This is a genomic window from Bradyrhizobium sp. MI1.10 (genome assembly GCF_055811035.1).
Genome location: NZ_JBVVPN010000014.1, coordinates 166,838 through 185,837, shown reverse-complemented (window position 1 = coordinate 185,837; position 19,000 = coordinate 166,838). Strand labels below are relative to the sequence as shown.

At 58.0% G+C, this 19,000-nt stretch carries 21 protein-coding genes and 1 pseudogene; 8 read left to right on the top strand and 14 right to left on the bottom strand.

Going from position 1 to position 19,000, the window contains the following annotated elements; translation table 11 throughout:
• Positions 1 to 1,518 precede the first annotated feature (1,518 nt).
• The 3 genes from AC0L3K_RS17135 to AC0L3K_RS17125 form a co-directional block, all read right to left on the bottom strand.
• A complete protein-coding gene (locus AC0L3K_RS17135) occupies positions 1,519 to 1,656 on the bottom strand; it encodes a hypothetical protein (RefSeq protein ID WP_354172221.1) in 138 nt (45 codons plus the stop codon).
• Positions 1,657 to 1,678: 22 nt separating this feature from the next.
• On the bottom strand, positions 1,679 to 2,677 hold the full coding sequence (locus AC0L3K_RS17130; protein WP_473366452.1) for an ABC transporter substrate-binding protein: 999 nt from the start codon (positions 2,675 to 2,677) through the stop codon (positions 1,679 to 1,681).
• A 253-nt stretch (positions 2,678 to 2,930) separates the two neighbouring features.
• A complete protein-coding gene (locus tag AC0L3K_RS17125; RefSeq protein ID WP_247532489.1) occupies positions 2,931 to 3,500 on the bottom strand; it encodes a bifunctional transcriptional activator/DNA repair enzyme AdaA in 570 nt (189 codons plus the stop codon).
• 130 nt (positions 3,501 to 3,630) lie between these two features.
• Here AC0L3K_RS17125 and AC0L3K_RS17120 point away from each other — a divergent pair, with 130 nt between their 5' ends.
• A complete protein-coding gene (locus AC0L3K_RS17120; RefSeq protein WP_354172217.1) occupies positions 3,631 to 4,050 on the top strand; it encodes a nuclear transport factor 2 family protein in 420 nt (139 codons plus the stop codon).
• 172 nt (positions 4,051 to 4,222) lie between these two features.
• Here AC0L3K_RS17120 and AC0L3K_RS17115 read toward each other — a convergent pair.
• Positions 4,223 to 5,684 (bottom strand): annotated as a pseudogene (locus AC0L3K_RS17115) (DUF5939 domain-containing protein).
• 314 nt (positions 5,685 to 5,998) lie between these two features.
• Positions 5,999 to 6,916 carry an alpha/beta fold hydrolase gene (locus AC0L3K_RS17110; protein ID WP_354172213.1) on the bottom strand — a complete coding sequence of 306 codons (918 nt, stop codon included), beginning with the start codon at positions 6,914 to 6,916 and terminating at the stop codon, positions 5,999 to 6,001.
• A 226-nt stretch (positions 6,917 to 7,142) separates the two neighbouring features.
• On the opposite strand from AC0L3K_RS17110, the gene AC0L3K_RS17105 reads away from it, so the two are divergent.
• The 3 genes from AC0L3K_RS17105 to AC0L3K_RS17095 all read left to right on the top strand — a co-directional run bounded on the left by AC0L3K_RS17105 (position 7,143) and on the right by AC0L3K_RS17095 (position 8,644).
• A complete protein-coding gene (locus tag AC0L3K_RS17105; RefSeq protein ID WP_354172211.1) occupies positions 7,143 to 7,343 on the top strand; it encodes a DUF6494 family protein in 201 nt (66 codons plus the stop codon).
• A gap of 220 nt (positions 7,344 to 7,563) precedes the next feature.
• Positions 7,564 to 8,327 (top strand): IS5 family transposase gene (locus AC0L3K_RS17100; RefSeq protein WP_473366451.1). Its coding sequence is split into 2 segments (ribosomal slippage): positions 7,564 to 8,106 and positions 8,109 to 8,327, totalling 762 coding nucleotides; the frame shifts between segments, so codons are not numbered across the junction.
• 134 nt (positions 8,328 to 8,461) lie between these two features.
• On the top strand, positions 8,462 to 8,644 hold the full coding sequence (locus AC0L3K_RS17095; protein ID WP_198288338.1) for a hypothetical protein: 183 nt from the start codon (positions 8,462 to 8,464) through the stop codon (positions 8,642 to 8,644).
• Positions 8,645 to 8,729: 85 nt separating this feature from the next.
• Here the strand turns inward: AC0L3K_RS17095 and AC0L3K_RS17090 are convergent, their stop codons facing one another.
• From AC0L3K_RS17090 to AC0L3K_RS17080, 3 genes are all read right to left on the bottom strand, one after another.
• Positions 8,730 to 8,969 (bottom strand): hypothetical protein, encoded by a 240-nt coding sequence (locus AC0L3K_RS17090; protein WP_246649391.1) that lies wholly within the window; start codon positions 8,967 to 8,969, stop codon positions 8,730 to 8,732.
• A 1,021-nt stretch (positions 8,970 to 9,990) separates the two neighbouring features.
• The gene (locus AC0L3K_RS17085) at positions 9,991 to 10,437 is read right to left on the bottom strand and encodes a hypothetical protein (RefSeq protein WP_473366450.1); all 447 of its coding nucleotides are present in this window, start codon (positions 10,435 to 10,437) and stop codon (positions 9,991 to 9,993) included.
• Positions 10,438 to 11,297: 860 nt separating this feature from the next.
• The gene (locus AC0L3K_RS17080) at positions 11,298 to 12,203 is read right to left on the bottom strand and encodes a hypothetical protein (RefSeq protein ID WP_473366449.1); all 906 of its coding nucleotides are present in this window, start codon (positions 12,201 to 12,203) and stop codon (positions 11,298 to 11,300) included.
• A gap of 1,191 nt (positions 12,204 to 13,394) precedes the next feature.
• Between AC0L3K_RS17080 and AC0L3K_RS17075 the strand changes: the two genes are divergently transcribed.
• Positions 13,395 to 13,604: a hypothetical protein gene (locus tag AC0L3K_RS17075; RefSeq protein ID WP_473366448.1), complete on the top strand. Its 210-nt coding sequence runs from the start codon at positions 13,395 to 13,397 to the stop codon at positions 13,602 to 13,604.
• Positions 13,605 to 13,923: 319 nt separating this feature from the next.
• The gene (locus AC0L3K_RS17070; RefSeq protein WP_157643135.1) at positions 13,924 to 14,100 is read left to right on the top strand and encodes a hypothetical protein; all 177 of its coding nucleotides are present in this window, start codon (positions 13,924 to 13,926) and stop codon (positions 14,098 to 14,100) included.
• A gap of 182 nt (positions 14,101 to 14,282) precedes the next feature.
• On the opposite strand, the gene AC0L3K_RS17065 is transcribed toward AC0L3K_RS17070, so the two are convergent.
• Both AC0L3K_RS17065 and AC0L3K_RS17060 read right to left on the bottom strand, forming a co-directional pair.
• On the bottom strand, positions 14,283 to 14,495 hold the full coding sequence (locus AC0L3K_RS17065; RefSeq protein WP_085351526.1) for a hypothetical protein: 213 nt from the start codon (positions 14,493 to 14,495) through the stop codon (positions 14,283 to 14,285).
• Between the two features lie 717 nt (positions 14,496 to 15,212).
• Entirely contained in the window at positions 15,213 to 15,404 is a 192-nt protein-coding gene (locus AC0L3K_RS17060; RefSeq protein ID WP_473255669.1) for a CsbD family protein, read from the bottom strand.
• A 291-nt stretch (positions 15,405 to 15,695) separates the two neighbouring features.
• Between AC0L3K_RS17060 and AC0L3K_RS17055 the strand changes: the two genes are divergently transcribed.
• Positions 15,696 to 15,965 carry a hypothetical protein gene (locus AC0L3K_RS17055; protein WP_473366447.1) on the top strand — a complete coding sequence of 90 codons (270 nt, stop codon included), beginning with the start codon at positions 15,696 to 15,698 and terminating at the stop codon, positions 15,963 to 15,965.
• Between the two features lie 453 nt (positions 15,966 to 16,418).
• Here AC0L3K_RS17055 and AC0L3K_RS17050 read toward each other — a convergent pair whose 3' ends face one another.
• The gene (locus AC0L3K_RS17050; protein WP_473255668.1) at positions 16,419 to 16,664 is read right to left on the bottom strand and encodes a PilZ domain-containing protein; all 246 of its coding nucleotides are present in this window, start codon (positions 16,662 to 16,664) and stop codon (positions 16,419 to 16,421) included.
• 543 nt (positions 16,665 to 17,207) lie between these two features.
• On the opposite strand from AC0L3K_RS17050, the gene AC0L3K_RS17045 reads away from it, so the two are divergent.
• The gene (locus tag AC0L3K_RS17045) at positions 17,208 to 17,366 is read left to right on the top strand and encodes a hypothetical protein (RefSeq protein ID WP_473366446.1); all 159 of its coding nucleotides are present in this window, start codon (positions 17,208 to 17,210) and stop codon (positions 17,364 to 17,366) included.
• Positions 17,367 to 17,522: 156 nt separating this feature from the next.
• Here the strand turns inward: AC0L3K_RS17045 and AC0L3K_RS17040 are convergent, their stop codons facing one another.
• From AC0L3K_RS17040 to AC0L3K_RS17030, 3 genes are all read right to left on the bottom strand, one after another.
• A complete protein-coding gene (locus AC0L3K_RS17040) occupies positions 17,523 to 17,762 on the bottom strand; it encodes a hypothetical protein (protein WP_035993372.1) in 240 nt (79 codons plus the stop codon).
• A gap of 169 nt (positions 17,763 to 17,931) precedes the next feature.
• On the bottom strand, positions 17,932 to 18,522 hold the full coding sequence (locus AC0L3K_RS17035) for a hypothetical protein (RefSeq protein ID WP_473366445.1): 591 nt from the start codon (positions 18,520 to 18,522) through the stop codon (positions 17,932 to 17,934).
• A gap of 264 nt (positions 18,523 to 18,786) precedes the next feature.
• A complete protein-coding gene (locus tag AC0L3K_RS17030; RefSeq protein ID WP_473366444.1) occupies positions 18,787 to 18,933 on the bottom strand; it encodes a hypothetical protein in 147 nt (48 codons plus the stop codon).
• Positions 18,934 to 19,000 lie beyond the last annotated feature (67 nt).

Sequence of the window (19,000 nt, the reverse complement as noted above, 5' to 3'; positions counted from 1 at the left end):
TTTACCGGCAAGAAGAATTTTGTCTGGACCTGCAACAAGGACACAAAGGAGCAGGCGTTCAATGATGGGAACGTGGTGGCGATTATGCGGATCACGGACCTAAAGGCTTAAGGCTCGTTTCTTCGCCAAAAGTCGATTGTAGGAGCGAATGGCGCACGCGACCGCGCGCCGATCGCGTCGGTTTGCCCTCTGACGTGACCTCCTTGTTGCGCCGAATTCTAGATATGTCGCTGCGCCAACCGACCCGACGGGCCATGGGCGAGACAAGCGTCTAAGGGCTAGTTGGCCGAAGATATGAAATCGACGAGCGCCCCGACAATTTGGTCGGGGCGTCTCAATTCAAGACTACTGCAACATGAAGAGAGAGAGAGAGAGAGAGAGAGAGAGAGAGAGAGAGAGGTCGATGTCTGAATTGGGTCAAAGCAGCCGTGGACGCCAATTTGGATCGGCGTTCGGTTTACCCCTGACAGCCGACATGACAAGCGTTCAATCGACCTTCGGCTAAGGGCCAAGACCGGAAGTAACGACACGAAGTTGCGGCGTAAGCAGAGGCAGCGTTCAATCCGACAGACGAGGAATGCGACGTATGGATGCGAGCGCGATGGGATGTGAGGCAAAGGCGTTACAGCCTTGCTCGCCGAGCGGGCGCGATGCCCCATGACTTAAGGCAGCGCCGTCAATGCATTTCTGAATTACACCGGCCGTTTTAGCCACCAGACCGTAGCAAATACGGATCCAAGGACCCAGCTAATCGGTCCGCCACCTGTATGGCGGCCGGCGTGGACTGCTTTTCGCGAAGCGAGCCGACGGAATTCACGACCAGCCCACTACCAGCAACAACAGCTATCGCTATCGCAGCGAGATATTTGGTCCTCATGACGATGATCCCCTTTTATCGCCCCATGAACTAACCGGGTACTCTCAGAAATGGTTCCCGAACGCTGCGGCCCAATGTTTTCGGCCGCATCGGAAGTTGCTTCCATGGCGCCAGCGACTAGCCGCTGGGCAGGTTCCTCCTTCGGAAGGAAATCAAGGAACGAAAAGGTCCGCCAAGCCTTAGAAACACTGAGGCCGTCGCTCGCCGGTAGTAACACGGCGCATGTCGCGGATAGCCAAAGGTCGTGACGAACGACCCGCTGTTCTCAATACAAGCGCTCGCGCAGATAGCCAAAAGCGACGGTCTCCGGTTCTATTCAAAATCGCCAGCAGTGCCCCGATCGGTTGCGGGAGGAGTGCACGGCGTGCTGGCCGAACCGAAGGCTCGGTCATGCGCAACGGAATTGACATTGACCACATACACAGTCGGGCCATCGTTCGAGAGATCGGCGAGAGACTACGTGCGTCGCTGAAACCAGAGCCGGAAGTACCGGCGGGCCTGAGAGCGCAAATCGATCGGCTCCGCGAATTCGAAGCGGCCGAGCACTGGAACAAGTCGCGCGGTTGAGCCGCAATCGGCTCGGCCGAACATGGATGTACGATGCCGCCGGTGAAGCTTTGTGCATCGTCGATCTAGAATGACTACGGTAAGCGCAATCCGAATTGATCGGCAAAACCGTCGTTGGCGCGGCCGCGCAGCGTCGCAGGGATATCGATGCCGAGCGCCTTGACCTTCGAGAACATCGGGATGCTACCGGTCTTCAACCCGGAGGTCTGCAATGGGTGGTCCTTAGCTGAGCGCTTAGCGTACGTCCGCTTTAATCAACTCGTCAGCCCTCGCGACCAAATGCTGAGGAACAGATAGGCCCATATCTTTGGCAGCTTTGAGGTTGATCGCAAGATGGAATTCGCTCGGCCCTTCGACGGGCAAATCACTTGGCTTTGCCCCGTTGAGGATCTTCTCGACGAAATAAGCGCCCCGGCGCCATATTCCATCAATTGTCGGACCATAGGCAAGCAGTCCGCCAATCTGCACCCATTCTCGATATTCATGGGCGTTCGGAATTTTGTTTTCTATTCCGAAGTCGACAATCCTCTTGCGATCAAAGACGAACATCGGATCGGTGACAGTAGTCATCGCATCAATCGTCGTATCCTGCCTTTTGCGCAGGATTGAAGCAAACGCGACCTCAAATTCCGGCGGTGAACGAACTTCAAACGGCTGCGCTTCTATTCCCAATTTTTCAAATGCGGAAGAAATACTGTTGAGATGATTGCTGGCGTGAGAGGGAAGCGGATTGTAAAGAACTGCCAACCGCGAGAGTTTTGGAACAATTTCTTTCAAGAACTCGACTCGTTTGACATCGCGATCAGGCGAGAGATTGTCGATACCCGTAAGGTTCCCGCCAGGATGTGAAAGAGACGAGTATAATTTGGCTTCAACGCCGCCGCGGCTCGAGAGCACGACAATGGGAATTGTCGCAGTAATCTTCTGCACCAAAAGTCCGGGGTAATTTCCCACAGCCACGATCACGTCCACATTCTGCCGGACGAGATCGGCAGCCATCTCGGGCAGAAGTTCCGAATGTCCTTTTGCCTCCCGCCATTCGAGGGTGAGATTGTTGCCCTCCGAATAGCCGCGATCACTTAATTCGCGGACGAAGCCGTTTACCCAAGGATAGCTGCTCAAATTAGCCGTCAGATATCCAATTCGGTAAATCTTTTTAGATTGCTGCGCTTGAGCCGCCAGCGGCCACACCGCAGCGCCGCCGAGTGCCGTGATGAACTCGCGCCGCTTCATGTCTGATGCCTCCGCAAAGCCTAGAGACAGCCTATGACTCGCCTCAAACTAACACATTGGAACCGACTGGCTATGACCTCTGCTACAGAATCTCGAATAGGCATGTCAGCCACGCGATGTCCGGTCCGGGTCAAAAGCGTCGGTCCAGCGCTCCACAGCGAACTTCCGGTCTACCCCTCTGAACCGACATATAGCGGCACCGCGTCAACGGTAGCGAAGGGCCAACAGCGGACCAACGTTGGGATGCCCGACCTCAGGCGAATACTCTGCGGCGGTGGCGAATGCTGGAGGGCGAGCGCCCATAGAGTTCGCGAAAGACGGCGTTGAACCGGCGCACGCTGCCAAAGCCAGCTCGGTAGGCGATCTGGGCCAGTGGTTCAGTCGTCTCGTCAAGTAGGCGCTTCGCCCGCTGTACACGCCTGGTCTTCGCGACCTGTTGGGGGCTGGCCCCGACGTACCGTTCGAACAGACGCGCAAGGTGGCGCGAGCTTACCCCGAGCCGATCGGCCAGTGCGGCAACCGAAGCGTCATCCAAGGCGCCACCATCGATCAATTTCAAGGCCCGCGCGACTGTCGAACGCGTGCCATTCCAGGCAGCACAGAAGGGCGCGGTCTCCGGACGGCAACGCAGGCAAGGTCGGTACCCCGCAGCCTCGGCGGCCGCTGCAGTTTGATAGTAGGCCACGTTACGGGTCAACGGCTGCTTCACCGGGCAAACTGGGCGGCAGTAGATTCCCGTGGTCTTCACTGCCGTGTAGAAACGGCCGTCATAGCGGGGATCGCGCTGCAAGCGCGCGGTGTTGCATACCTCAAAACTGAGCATGACTCATTTTACCGCAGGCCGCAGCCAGAAGAATAGCCCTGAGATGATCAGGTCCGATTCCGGCCAGCGATATCGGTGCGCCCTTCTTATAGAGAAGGTCCAAATTCGCTGAGCACTTGGAGAAGCAAAAATGAACAGCACGAATCCTAAAGAGATCGTGATCAATGCCTGGAAGACTTTTAAAACCCGTGATGCCCAGTTGATCGCGGAGCTGTTTACTCCCGATGCCGAATGGATCGCACCGGCTGGAAATGCCACGGCGGTCGCTCTCAAACACACAGATCACATGATTGGACCGGACCAAATCGCACACTTTATTGCCTCGGAAATGCATCATCTGTTCTCGAACGTCGACATCTCGTTTCGGGGCATTCATGCCGATGGCGATACTGTGATCGTCGAGGAGCGAATGCGAGCCACTCTTCCTAGAGGCAAGCCCTACGAGAATGACTATTGCTTCGCTTTTGTCCTTTCCGGCGAGCGGATCAAGCTGGTTCGCGAATACATGGACACCCGAAAGGGCTGGCAGATGATTTTCGAGCCGCTTTAAAGGCTGCTTTGGGTCACAAGCGGTCCTCGACCGGCTGCGCAGGGCAGGTCAGCTCTGGGCCACGAACAGACTCCTTGCTCTTGCCGTGTCCAAGAAAAGCCGCCTCGCGGCGGCCAGATGTCGGAAATACATTTCGATCACTACGCTAGTGCGGACTGCCGCAGAGCCTAGGCTACAATCGGCCGGTGATCCGGTAGACTCGCGCCTCGCCTTCGACGCCGCGCAGCGGCGCCTCGAACTCCTCGACATGGTGGCCCGCCAGCAGCTGGCGAACAGCGGGCGCGGTGTAGAGTGCTTCAGTGAGAGAGATTTCGCCGGCGTCGGCGAATGATTGCACCCGCGCGGCAATATTCACGGTCTGGCCGAAATAGTCGAGATTCTCGTTGAGGGTCACGGCGATGGAAGGTCCGCAATGTGCCCCCATTTTGAGAATGACGGCCGGCTGGCCGTGCTTGGAGTTGAACTCTCCGATGTCCCGCAGAATGTGCAGCGCTGCCTCCACGGCATCCACCGGCCGGAAAAACGCGGCCATGACGGCGTCGCCGATGGTCTTCACGATGGCACCGGCATGCCGATGGGCAATTGCGTCGAGGAGAGCGAAATGTTCGCGGACGAGAGCATAGGCATTAAGATCCCCGAGGCGCTCGTAGAGCGCGGTCGAACCCTTCAGGTCCGTGAACAGGAACGTCACCTGCCGAACGCCGAGGCCCTCCTCCTCATCCACGCGCTCTGAGCGGAAGAGCTTGCGGAACGTCTGACGCGTCAGCAGCATCCCGCCCGAGACGTAGGGATCGAATTCGAGGGTCGGCTTCTCGGGCATTTCCAAGATTTCAGGTGGCCAGTTGATCAGGAGCAGCGAACCGCGCTTAGGGCCGGTGTTGCTGATCTCGAAGACCACAGGCCCCGACGGCACGGCCGAAACGGGGCGTGAACCGCTGCCCGTCATAGGTGGTACGAATGATCGTCGGAGTATTCGGCATCTGCACGGCAGTGGGATCGAGCGCGACCAGGAGCGTAAAGCCCGCCTGGGTCTGGACGTTGACGCCTGAGACCGCGCCCGGCCCAATATCGGTCTGCAGCGTCGTTGTCAGACCGGACGGCAGATAAGTCATTCCGCGAACGAAACCGCGCAAGACATCGACAAATCGAGTCTGTCCGCCGGGCAGCCGTCCGCTGTTGGCGAACTTGAGCTTCCAGTGCAGATCTTCGATCGAGAGATTGTCGACGTCATACAAGGCGAGGCGCCGAATTTGCGGCGAGACGGAGAAGGACACTTCGATGAAGTCGTCGAGTTCGGTCTGACCCTCGATATCGCAAAGCCCGCAGACGAAATGGCTCCGGAGCGCATGGAGCCTCCCGAAGCTTTCCAGCACCAGACCCGAGTGGGGGCAGAGAATGTCCCAATGCATGTCGACCAGCCCGGCGCGAGCGGCATGGAGAAACAGATCGATCGACTCCGGCTCAGCCACACTGCGATCACGGGCGAACGCCAGCGGATTGGCACGGTACAGGCTGACCTCGTTACCACTGCGGATCAGCGTTTCGAACTTGGAGATTACGCGCGGGCTCCAAGTGCGGGCCTGCTCGATCTGCGTCATCTTGCTTTCGAGAAGACGCTCGTCAATGTACGTCATCGATCAGCTCCTGACGATGGCAATCTATCAGCTTCGCCCGGTCCTCGCGAGCCATCCGATGCCGCACGGCCTATTGTACTGCAAGGATTTTCAATCCGCCCATGTCGCTTATGGGTCAAAGGCAGCCGGCAGCTTGCATGATCGGGTCGGCTCATCTCCCGGAAGCGGCCCTCGCGGCGCTCTAACTGAGGTCGGTCACGGGCCATGTGTGGAAGTCGTTCGTACACTGGCTACTCGCAAGCCGAGCGAGACGAATCGCTCGGCTACAATTTTAATTATGGCAGCCCAGGAAGTCGTTCCTGATCAGATCAATCTCACGCTGCTTTCACCAGCACGTCAGTCAACCAATCCGGCTCGGCGATCATAACGGAGTGGCCAGACGTCGCGTTTTCGAGGACGGTCCAAGAATTATCGGACTTGCACTCCCCTGCCGCTTTGTCCAAGGCCGCTAACTGGAATTTGGGTAAGCGGATGTAGGTTTTCTTCGCGACCTTTTCGCGTGCGCCGGAGAGCTTCACAGGTTGCAGCCATGTGCCAATCGGTTGAGGAGTTACCTTCGATAGAACCCAAGCAACGTCTTTGGGGTCGCTAAAGGCCGTCGGGGGGAGCGCTTTGGGAGCCGGACGGCTGATTGCACCCTCCTCTATTGGGAAGGAGACCAAGTCTCGGAATGACTCCCCGTCGGCAGGCTTTATTGCATCAACCCAGACGATAGATGACACACGGTTTCCGACGCGCTCAAGCGCGCCCGATGCGGGACATCCGGCATACGAATGGGCAACGAGGCAAATGTCTGTGAGGTCTTCCCATTCGACGAGATTTGCGATGTCCGTGATGTGCGTGTCGAGATTTATGTCTCTGCTGAGGAGATGCGAGCGTTCTGCCAATCCCGTAAGCGTAAGCGCATAGACTTTGTGGCCCTGCTTTTCGAGCCTCTCGGTGACGCGATGCCAACACCAAGCTCCGTAAAAGGCTCCGCCAATAAGAACAAACGTCTTTTGCGCGGATTGAGCACGTGCGCTGCTGATGCTTGATGAAGTTACCGAGACCGCGCTTACTCCGGCCGCGACACTGCCGATCAATCTGCGGCGGGTGACGTCTGACAAGGTCATGAAATCTCTCCGTGCAAAAAAAATTGGGTACCATACGAGTGCAACAGTGTAATCGCCAAAACGGAACAAATGGAAGATGACTTCAGCGGCCTTCGAAGGAATATTTTTTTGACCGGTCACTGACTTCCGCCATGGGTCACAAGCGGCGGTCGGCGACAGCGCCAGCCGTGTCCGGTCCACCTCAAACGGCCGACCTTGCGCAGCCTCGGGTGTAGTCTTCAGCTCCGGCCGATGTTGTAGGCAATCAGGTTGAGGAGGAAGTCGGCGGTGACGCGAGTTGGGCCTCGATGTTGGGTCTTTGCTCGCCTCGTGTTAGACATCGCCTGACCGACCAGGGAGAACAGCCATGACCGCCGAGTTCGATGAAGACCGCTTCAATATGGCTATCCGTAAATTTCTGAAGCATGTCGGAGTTACATCGCAGCGTGAAATTGAGAACCTAGTGCGCAGCGGGGCGGTGAAAGATGGCAAGCTCAAACTGCGAATGACCCTGTCGGCTGAGGGGACGGCGCTGAAACATGTAGTCGAGGAAACAATCGCACTCTGACGATGTCCCGGTTGCCCCGGCATTGCGGCCCGGTTGGTGGAGCATTCAATCCTGTTGATTTCCAGCAACGACTGCTTTGGGTCATTTTCGACAGTTTTGGCACAGAGTGCGGGATGGTTGATGTCCGTTCCTGTCCAAAAGCGCCGTACCTGTGTCTGCCCATGAGCGTTGCGTTTGGCCGGATTGCCGTGATTCAAACTCACGAACTGGAGCTCGAATCATGCGCTACGAACTCGCTGACTATGAATGGACCGCCATCAAGCCGATGCTGCCGAACAAGCCGCGTGGCGTCCCCCGGGTGAACGACAGACGGGTCCTGAATGGCATCTTCTGGATCCTTCGATCAGGAGCACCCTGGCGTGATCTGCCGGCGGCGTTTGGGCCATACACCACTTGCTACAACCGGCTCGTCAGGCGGCGGCGGGCTGGCGTCTGGGGCCGCGTCATAGAAGCGCTTGCCACTGCCCATGATGCCGCTACCCAGATGATCGACACCTCCATTGTCCGCGTACATCAGCATGGAGCCTGCATCGCAAGGAACCAGCGCCAATCGATGGGAAGGTCCCGCGGCGGTTTGACGAGCAAAATCCATGCGGTGGTCGACAGCAATGGTCTGCCGGTACGGTTGGCGCTGAGCCCCGGTGAGGCCAATGACGTTCGACTTGCCGGAAAACTGCTGTCTCGTCTGACATCCGGGTCAATGTTGCTTGCGGACCGTGGCTATGACGCGGACTGGATCAGGGAGCTTGCCATGAAGAAGGGCGCGCGTGGGCCAACATCCCGCCGAAGAGCAATCGCAGCGATCCGATCTGCTTCAGCCCATATCTCTACCGCGCTCGCAACCGGGTTGAGCGGTTCTTCAACCGGATCAAACAATGTCGTCGGGTGGCGACGCGGTACGACAGGCTGGCCGCCAACTACCTTGCCTTCGTTCAGCTCGCGTCGATCAGGCTATGGCTGCGTCTTTATGAGTCCGCGTCTTAGTTCTTGCCAAGGCGGTCCGATGCAACATCGCGATGTGCGGTTTCGTTCTTCCCCTTGTCGTCGATGCCGCGCGACGGGTTGGTGTCCGGCTGGGCGCTGGTACCTCGCCGAGACCGAGCTGCTGGGCGGCTGCGATGCCGATCGTCACCTTGCACGATCTGAGCGAGGTGCAGCTCCGGATGCTGCGACTTGCGCTCAAATGCTTGAGCGAGGACGCCGCCTGGGACGTGGCCGGCCCCGCGGGTCGAGCTGACCGAGCTGATGAACCGCGCGACGTCTGGATCCATGCGCAATGGGATGAGGCGAAGGTGCCTTAGCGGCCGTTGGTGGAGGCTATGCTCAAAATCGTTCAGGGCGCGGACGGAAAAGGAAGACAAGCCGACCGCCCAGCCTCTTTCCGCATCAGCCGCGCTTCTTCTGAGCGGATGGCTTAAATTCTACGACCTCGTGCTGCTCGCTGGAATCGGAGTGCCCTTGTTGTTTTACGATGACCTCAAGCTCAAGAGCTTCGAAGGCGAGTTCATCCGCCAAGCGTTGAAAGAGCGCGCGCTTTTCGGCATCCGTCGCCGACTGACTCATAAGAGCAAAGTCTCTGGCGTCCGCGCGGAGCTTTTCCAATCGTCGCCTGAGGTCCTTCATCATCTTGGCTCAGGTTCTAAACTCATCCTCGACGCAAACAGTAACCTTGCTTTCCGGGATGACGGATGATTCAACCACGGAAACAATATATTGGTTCTCCTAATTGTTAGTTAGCCGCGTATTCACCGTGCGGTGCATAGCCACGGTCGCGCGTGGGACCAACTTTGGATGGACGGGCCGGTGGTCGCGGCGCGAGGCCTCGTCATTCCGACCTTGCCGCAGGTCCACCCAGGGTGCCATCAAAGGTACATCAAGGTCTGAAACCGCACAGACCCGAGTTTTGCACCGGACCAGGCTTCGACTGATTCTTTGTGTCCCTAGATGCGCTGGGATCCGATGGTGTCGGCGTCCCAGTGAGGTGGATGTCGAGGCCGTTTTCGCCCGACTGCGCAAAGGTGGCTCCTCGCGACGGGCTCCGGTTTATGCTCGCTTCCTTGTGCGTACTATCCTGCTCATTTTCGGGGTATGGCTGCTGATCAACATTTTCTTTGTGATGGCTGTCGTGCCCGCGCGAAGGCCGCGCTCCCCTCCGAGACGGTCGGAGGGCCTCCGTCCTCGGCACCGATCAATAGGACGGTCCGTCGCCAGCGCGTTATTGCTTCGGTGCGGGAAGAGTTGCGCGCGTCCTCGTGTTTCCGTTTGTCCAAGCCATTAAGCGGCGCTTCGGACGGAACCATGATAGGGGCCACGTGAGTTGAGAGGCGACGCGCAAGCCGACCAGGATCAAGGTGTCGTGTGGTTCGGCCGTTGTTCGCATTCGCCGGAATCCGACCACGATCAACGGACCACGACGTCAAAGCCCCCTCGGCGCATCAGGTCTACGGCACCAAGCTGCTGTGCGTCGATCGCGCGCCGCGGCAGGACCGGTTCAATCGCGGGTCAAATCAGGTAGCCGTGACTTGAGTTAAATGGCGCGATATTGAATGATTCAATTATCCGGCTTCTGGCAGGCGAGTTGCGGCGCCAGCCCCTGCCACGCCCCACCGGATCTCGGTCGCAAGTCTGCTCGCCGCGTCGCTCGCAGCTACAAACCCTGCTTTGTGATGCCGGGAACGCGCTTGGGCGAAACGGTCGTTCGTCGCTCGACCTGCGCTTTGGCGTCCAGCACTTTATCGCCAGCTCGCGCGGCGCGCGGCCGGCTCACCTGGTCCGAAAGACTCGGGCCCTTTCCAAACGTTCCGACCGGGGGACCATTTGTCGCGTGACCACCATTGATGTTTCCTTTGGCCTGTGCTGCCGGGGCTGATGCGTTTCGGGCGGGTAAGGGGCCGATGATCATCTGGTCCTCGTTGCTTGTACCCGTTCCAACGGCCCCGATCGGCAGGCCATTTTGCGCGTGGCCAACCCCGGCATTTCTTGCGGCCTGTGCGGCCGTCCGCGACTTCGTCGGCGTGGCGGGTTCAACGTTCGGATTGTTCAATTGATTGTTGGTGCTCGGATTTGCACCGGTGGCGGCGTCTTTCGTCCCCATTCCGGCAGGCGCTGAGGGACCAGCGCCGGCGCTACCCGCATTCGTCCCCATTCCGGCAGGCGCCGAGGGACCAGCGTTGGCGCTGCTCGCGCTTGTCCCCGTGCCCGCACCCGCCGACCCAGCATTTGCGGGGCCTCCTGGCGCGAGGACCAGCAGAGCTGAGCTGGCGACGATGGCGGCGAGCACGAAAGGGGCGGCATGGGGCATTGGACGATCTCCTTTGCCAAACCGTTAACCATGATCCGCGAGCCCGGTTCCTCTGCGCCATGGCGGGTTCTGCCGCATAGTGCTGGACCGCACGCGAGCCCTCGATTGGTCGCACGCAAAACCGCGCGAGCTACTATTGCCGGTTCAAGGTGCCATTGGCAGACTAGTCAGCAGGTCTGACAGAGGTCGCCGCTTTAATGTAGCACTCGGGTTGCTTCTGCTAGCCGGACCTTTTCTCTCAGCTCCTCAAGATCCTCGATCGCGTCGAGTAGTTGCATCAGATTGCGGGTAACATGTGCCAGATTGGGCTTTGGGCGTTTGAAGATTCGAATTTTTGGTCCCATTGCTACACGTCTCCTCGCAACGAAAATCACTGGTCCGACTGATTGGCAAGGAGCGTGCCATCTGAGCGTCCGCGGAGAGCTCCTGTGATGAGAACGCCAGTCGCGCTCCCGCCCCAATCTGACAGGGAAGGAGCGCGCCAAAAGGCGCCGGTCGCCATCCCCCACATTGGGACGATTATCTTCCTCCCGGTTGCGAGTGAACTATGGGCTGCAAGCCGCGCAATCGCGGCAGTTGCGGAGCAAGCAACAGCCCTCGGCCCTCCGCACCGAGGTGTCGCAGCGATCAGACGCGTTGGAAACAGTTAATCCCTAGTCCTGCGCGGCTTGGTCGATCTGCAGCGGCGCGTGTGGCCGCCCCCTGTCCTGCGCCCGCCGAACGGTTGGCGCAGGTTTGCGGATCGTGGCGGCAATTGGCCTGGGCAACGGCACTGGCGTCTTGGGACGTAGGATCTGCTCGGAAGCATTGGTGCTGATGCCGGCCAATCGTTCTTGGACCGTTCTAAGCTGCTCGGCGGCATCCGCTCTGTCTCGCACCATTTGTGCCTGGACCGCCGTAAGCTGCTCGGAGAGCTGGCCAAGGTCGCGAACGATTTGATCTTGGCTGGCCTTGAGCTGCCCGATCGCTTGCTGCGGGTTCGTAAGGTCGCCCGACAATCCCTGGAGCGCCAGCTCCGGCGAACTGGGGCCGGCGGCTGCCTGGATCGCATCGTGCGGTGTAGTCAGCGGCCCCGGTTGCCGAAGTGCCACATAGGTTGCACTCGTCTGAGGGGTAGGCAGAGCCGAGGAGATCTCGGCTCTTTCTTGCGGCAACGACGAAGGTGAAACGGCATGCGCGGACCACCGATACATCATTGCTCTGACCGCATCGCCGTAAGATGACTGCGCAGCAAAAGCAGCTAAACAGATGCCGCTTGCCAACAGCAGACCGATCAGGCCGCGCAGTGCCGGCCTTCCGCGCGATGAGTTCGCCCCGCGGTCAGGTGGTCGAAACCATTTCGCGGAATTCTTCGGCTGAGAAGGATGGCGCGTGCCATCCTGATCTAGCTTGGAAAGCTGTTCATTGACACGCGCCAGCTGTTCATCTGCACGTGCGATCTGATCATAGGCGTGGACGAGCCGTTCATCCGCGCGCGCAACAAGCTCGACGTCTTCCGGTGAGAGCGCGGGACTATGAATTTGTGAGCCGGGATATATCGGTTTAATCGGCGAATGCATCGGCGTTCCCCATCGCACCCGCTGTCACCCGGACCGAGGCCGAGCATTAAATCGGGCAAGTCCACACTCCCCAACGCCGGTTTGACCAAAGCAAGGCCACAAGATGAACACCGGAGGGCGGATTTTCGGCGACAGCGCACAGGGCTCTAATCCGTCGAGGATCTTCGGGAAAGACGGACGGCGGCGCATCGCCCGGCAATCCGACGGAGCTGGCCCTCGCGGTTCGCGGGCCCATTCAAAGCGGTCGTAGTCCCCACCGACTGCATGGATCTCCCCAAGCCCGCCACCAAGGCATCTCGACCACTCTCGACGACCTTCCTTTGGTGGTTACAACCCTGGCGCTGCACGCCACGAACTCCGCCGCCCGCATCGAGCAGATGCCTGCCGGCGGATTCATCTTCGTTGCGGCGAATTCCTTGTCCTTGTCGCGATCGTAAACCGCTTTGAGGCCGTGGCTTCGGCCTTTCTGACTCGCTCTCGTAGCTCGATGAGCTGACGGTACTCGGCTTCCAGCGGGTCGCGATAGGAGAACTGCGCGGCTGGTGCACGATAGTTCGAATTTCCATACGACGAATATCGAATCATGGAAATCGAACCCGTTTTCAGGCAACCCCCGCTAACTGGTGGTTCGGGAACAAAAATGCCCGATCGATGCGACGATATTCTGTCTCGGCAAGTTGGCAACGAATGTCACTCGTTAAGCTTGATGCTACCGAGGAGGCTGGATTGCGCTCGCGCTCGTGAACTGCCTACACGGAAGCTGTGGGATCGAGATGATCCTGATGCGCTGGAGCATCAGTTATCACCGCGCGGTAGCTTCGCGACGGCCCGACGGAGCTTGACTTCGATGCACCGACCGCAGATCAACTCGCCGTCCCCGGCCGGTGGCGCAAGAACTATCAGCTCTTCTGGCGCGAACTCTTCTTCGCAGTGATCGCAGCGGGGGATTTCGAGCATCCGCGCATTTGCTCACGCAGTTGTGGCGGAATTCGATAGCCTCTTTACCCGACCGCTCGCAAGAGCTTGATCAATACCCACGGCCGAGCGTGCACCAAGTTCGTTCCCAATCTGGAACGTTGCTGAAGAAATCCCGGACGTTGCAAATTTACAACCCGCGCAGCCATTCGCGATACTAAGCTCGTCTATGGAGACGACCAGACATGCTTACTTCAACATGATCGCGGGGGCGAAATGTATGATGTCTATCGCAATGACAGGCGCTTCTTGCTCGTTCTAAGTTCAGGCTCTCCCGTGCCCGTGCGTTACTCTGCACATAAGTGGCGGAAGAGCAGGAAACGAGTTCTCAAGGTCAGCGACGAAATCAAGTCAGCAGTTCAGGCACAAGGCTATTACGTCCGCAGCCTGCGGATCACCAAGGAGCGAATGATCGACGTCGAGTAGGTGACGAGCGGGTGTTCTCGTTTGCGCGTTTGATCACCAGCAACCAAGCCGCCATTATCGCGCTGTTCCGCGTCGTCAACCACTATGTCGGCAACTTCGCACTGATGCCGGGGTGGTTTCGAACCATTCGGATCGGGCTTTTCGGAGGGTGCAGGGTGCGAGATAGTCACGATTGCGGGTGGGGCATGCCGCCTAGCACGGGCGGGCCGCCCTTACGCCTCAAACGGAACTCCATGAGCGGGCCGAGATTTTGGCTCTTTCAATTGAACCTTTAATCGAACTGTCGGACGAACCTTCAATCGGAAACCGGAGGTTTCCCATGAAGCGTCTGATCTCATCTGCAATCGCGGCCGTTGCCTTCCTCATTGTTGCAACCACTATGCTGTGGTCTTACACACCTTCGGCTGAGCGCCATGTCACCCGTACAGCCATAGGTCATTGCAAGAATTTCCACAGCCTGGCCGGGACAAAAGCGTCCGAACTATTGCCTTACTAAGCGCCAGTAAAATGCGTCGAGACGATGTTGACCTGTAGCAGGTGGCTGGATGCCACGCCGACATGGGAGTAGGCGAAGGCGCTGCAATGGCCCGTTGCCGGATGATGTGTCTCAAGATCGTTAAGCGCGGGACCGAGAAAGAAGCTAATCGGGCGGCCTGAACCGCGAACTGCTTTGGCAGCTTAGCTCGCCGCCGCGCCATCCAACCGCGCCAGCCCAGCCTCGATCACGGCGATATCCTCCTCGATCTGCTGGACGGTCGTCCGGAAATCAAAACCGGTACGTGCCTTTAGGTCCACGGCCAGTTTCCGGCGCTGCATGCGGAGATCATCCAGAGCCCTCCGATTGTTCAAGCGAACGTAACCGTCTACAATCAGCTCGATTGCGTTTGGCATCCCACCCCCTGTCGTGATCGACCGGCGCCGAACCGCTTACCCAGCGACACGCTTCGAAACGGCATCTCTTCGCAAATTGTGTGCAGCAGCCGTCAAATGAGACCCTATGATCAGACCCAAGCCGACCTAACGCCAGGAGAGCAAGGGGGCTGCACAGTTCAATGGAAAGACCGGCTCCCAATATCGCAATTGCGCGTTGTTCATCCCTTTCGAGATCGGCCCATGAGATGCCGTCCGTGACGGGTCTCCGTCGCAAAAAAACTATTTAAAATCCAAACGCGCGACCGATCTGCCGCAGCATAGCCATGGCCGCGTCGGTGTACCGACCGTGGGTTAGGTATTGATCCACTTGCGCTGTACTGATCAGCGCAACAACGAAGACCGTGAAGCCCTTAAGCATTGGGGCGTCTCCTGAAAGAGACCGCCAACCGGGCGTGTCGAAGTAATAGACTGCTCTCAGAATGCGCTGCCGCATAATGCGACTGTATGTAAATGGTGACAGTGACCGGTAACCAATCCCTTAACCGGCGTTAGGTGCGCGCGCCATGGGACGAGGCGAAGGCGCTGCAAGAGCCGTTGCTCATGTGCTCAAGGTCGTGATGCGAGGGGTAGGAAAGGAAGATAAAGCCGCCGCACAAAGGCGCGCGGTTCCTCGATAGCGCAAACAAAACCGCCGCCCAGAAGAAGCGGCGAGTGTCAATCCCAACATAAGGGAAGTCACTTCTTCATGGCGTCTGCTGCGTCCCGCGCGGCATCCTTAACGTCACCGGCGGCGTTGTGCACGGCGCCCTTGGCCTTGTCGGCCTTACCTTCTCTTTGGAGGTCCTTGTCGCCACTCAGCTTGCCAGCACCTTCCTTAATCGTGCCCTTGGCCTTATCGGCGACGCCTTTCACGTGCTCGCGATCCATAACGCGCTCCTTCAATCTTTAGTCTTTCGATGACGCACAACGCGCGAGCAAGTTCAGCGTTCCGAGTAGCCCTGTTCACCTTGGAATTTCGCATCAGGCACCCGTGTGCGCTCCAAATCTAAATTCGACCTGGTGCTGACCTGTGTTTGCACCAGAACTCGTGGAACCTCGAAATCTCGGGTGAGTTACAGAACCGGAGAAGCGGTAATCTAACCATGCGCGCAATAGCACGGTGGATTTCTGTTTATCCGTTCGTCCTCTATTGGGCAGTACTTCAACAGAGAGGTGACAATGAAAGCATCCCTTCTTGCTGGCGCGCTCATCGTCGGATGGGCTGCTCCAGCACTCGCTGACGAGTTCTACGTCGTGCAAGGACCTAGCCACAACTGTACGATTACCACCACGCGCCCGGCGGACAAGGAGGTCGTGACGCAGATCGGTCCGATGGCCTTCAAGAGCCGCGTCGAAGCTGAAGACCGCATCAAGCAGACCAAAGTCTGCGAGGAAGGCACCGTTGGTAGCAGCACCAGCAGCACGACCGTTATCAAAGAGAAGCAATGAATTCTTGATCGAATTCTGGCGAACTTCGGAAAGATCGCGCCCGGTGGGCGCGACTTTTTTGTTTGCAGATGGTGCGCTATTTCAGATCGTGTATTCGCCTCCCGCAGAGGGCTCGACAAATTGGTTGGCGGGTTGCCTTTACACGCATCACATCCATGCGGCATTTGGATGACTAACTGGCCCGCTGCGCGAAGACACGTCCGCTAGTGCGGCTTACTCGACCCTGCTGCTTATGGAAGCGTTGCAATCGACTGTAGACCGCGAGGCGAGTGCGGCCTAGCCGCTGGCCGATCTCGCTTGCAGTCATGCCACTGTCGAATAGCGCAAGAAGTGGCGCTTCTTCCTCGGGGGACCACGAACGGATTTACGGTCTATTGTTTGTCATCGCCCATCCATGCCAGCGAAAGAACCGCGAATTCCATTGTAGGACAGAGCTAACTGACTCTTCTCCGCCTAAAGATCCTCGAACGAGACCCCGATAAGATTTCCACTCGACCAGACTAGGCGGCAACTTCGGATGATGCGATCTTTCTCGAGCATTAGTTTGAATGTGGAGGCCACGTGCCGCTTCGACGGAAGCTCAACTGATGCCCCTTCTTCCGACATGTTGACCACGCGGCAGCGTAAGCTGGCGCCGTCGCCTGAAATGTAGGCGACCTCGTCCACATCGATGCGCTCCAGCTTTCGACGTTCTATCATTTCATTATAGCCGCAACGAGATCATCTGCGCCCGATGTGCACCTTGTCTCTAGCAGCTTAAATTGTCGCGCGATCTGTGTTGCTAGGTCTGATCGTTCCTTACCGAGAGCTTTTCTTTGCTCAAGCATGTCGTGTCCGTCACGCTCGAGCACCTGGATCAAGATGGTTTGACTTTCGATATAAAGCTGCTTGGTTGCGATTGCTCGAGCGATAGCCGCTAGTTCATCATTGCAATCCGAAGTCATTAGCAATCTCGTGGCTGGCCTGTCGGCGAGTAAAGCTCCATCCTACCTGGCCTTACCTGCGAAAACGTTACACTTGATCCGGTGGAGTCCCAGCAGCCCGGCGCCTCCTTTGCCAACGGATTAGTCTGAAGGCGCACACGCGACACATTCTCCCGTTTGTGCGGCGCCAAAGGGATTTGCTGCCTTACGTTGTCCGTACTCTTACGGACGTTGCGCATCCGCAAGCTTAGACGTCTACTTCTGATTGTTTTTATGACGATCTTGTTTCCCGACGAGAGGGCCCACGAGCGTTAAAGCCATGATGGCGATGATCCTCCAGAACCAACTGGCCTTGCGAGGCGTGCATTCGCTGAAGGCGTCTGACTACGACCAGATCGTAGAACTTCTGATTGAGCAGCTCAGAGAGCTGGAGCTGAGCTTGGCTGTGCGAGAGATTGCCGACAAGCCCCGGGAATAGCAGCAGCACCCGATTTTTTAAGGGAGGACGAAGACGAATGCGGAGATTATTGTTCAGACACCGGTGCCCAAAGCCGACAACCGCTACTGGCTGATCCGATAGAACAGTGGCGGATACCCGGCCAATCGGGTCCAGAGCCACGCGTTGGTGCGGCCTTCAGTCAGATTTCGTCCGTGCAGCAATCTCTTTGACCTTTGTCAACGTTCGTTCGAATTCGGATTTGAGATATTGCTCGTGCGCCAGGTCTGTTGGCTTCAGCAGAAATGCGACTTTCACGAAAAAGCGGTTCAACAGCGAAGTAATTAAAAGATTGTCCGAGTGTTTCGACCGGAGCGCCGTAAGTCGGCGACGCATCTCGATGAGATCAAGCGTTTCGTGGTCCGGCTGCTCTCTCAAGTGAAGCTCGCGCGACTGTCCAGCGTCGAAGTCGCTGCACCGAATATAATGGTGCGGCGACTTCGCTGGGGTGGAGCGGACAAGGACAATGTCCGTGTGCGCAAACCTAGTCCTCTAGCGCGCGGCAGCAATCACGGTCTGGAATTAAGCTTGATGTTCGTGTTGCAAGTTAATTCTGGAACTGAGCAGGGCGAACGATAGGAGGTGTTGAATTTCGGATGCACTGCCCGGGCTGTTCAATGTTGAGCGCAACGTGGACACTCCCCATCTGCTGCTTTGCCGAGCTGTCTTGCGAATTCTTGTCTGAGGTCTTGCGTCTCCCAATGTGCACCATCGCTCCTGACGATCTTCTTGGCGCGCTCGAAGGCGTGGCTTTCGGCTGCATCGTCGCCGACGCGGACATCCTAAAGACGTTGGCCGTCTTCCGGCTCGGCCCCGGGGCGATCATCGGCGGCTCGTACGTGACGCCTTCGTCTCTCGTCAGAGAGGCAAGCCGGTCCAATTGATTAGCTAATCCGGTGAGGGTCCTTGCGACGCTCTTCAACAAAATTGCTCGTTCGGTGGAAATAGCGGATGATTTAGCAAGGGCCTTGTATTCAATCGCGAGTTCTTGACGTCGGGCGGCAACATACAACCAACGGCCGGTCTGTCCGGTAGCGGACACACCCACCTGACCTGAGGCCGGCTCGCGGCCTTTAAATAATAAAAGGAACTTAATTTGTTTAATTGCTTTAAATTTCGTTCGGCTTAATATCCGCACGCCACCAACCGGAGCTCAGCATGCCAAGCGCCACAGAAGACGAGGATCGCCGCGAGTTCTTAAAGACCTGCGGTAGGTTTGCCGTCGTGACGCCTCCAGCGATGACGCTCCTGCTGTCAACATCGCTGACGTCTAACGCCATTGCGCGGTCTGGCGGGGGCAGCTCGCATGAGCATCACCACCATCACCACCATCATGACGATTAAGGCGGTGGCATTTCGATAGGCGGTGCCTTGGGCAACGCCGTAGGCGATCATGCCGGCCTTACGCCGTCGCCGGCATGGAGTGGGCGGCCCTGGGGCGCTCCTGAAGCCCCCCTGCGCTCCAGGGCGCTTTCCACAGGCGCACGACCCCGATCCGGGCGAACATCACCGGCTCGCCTCGCTCCGCGACCAGCAGCAGCACTTTCATTCTGGCCGATCGCCGACCAGCAGCCCACCTCGCTTGTTGGGCGCGAATCTGCGAACTGTAGTTAGGC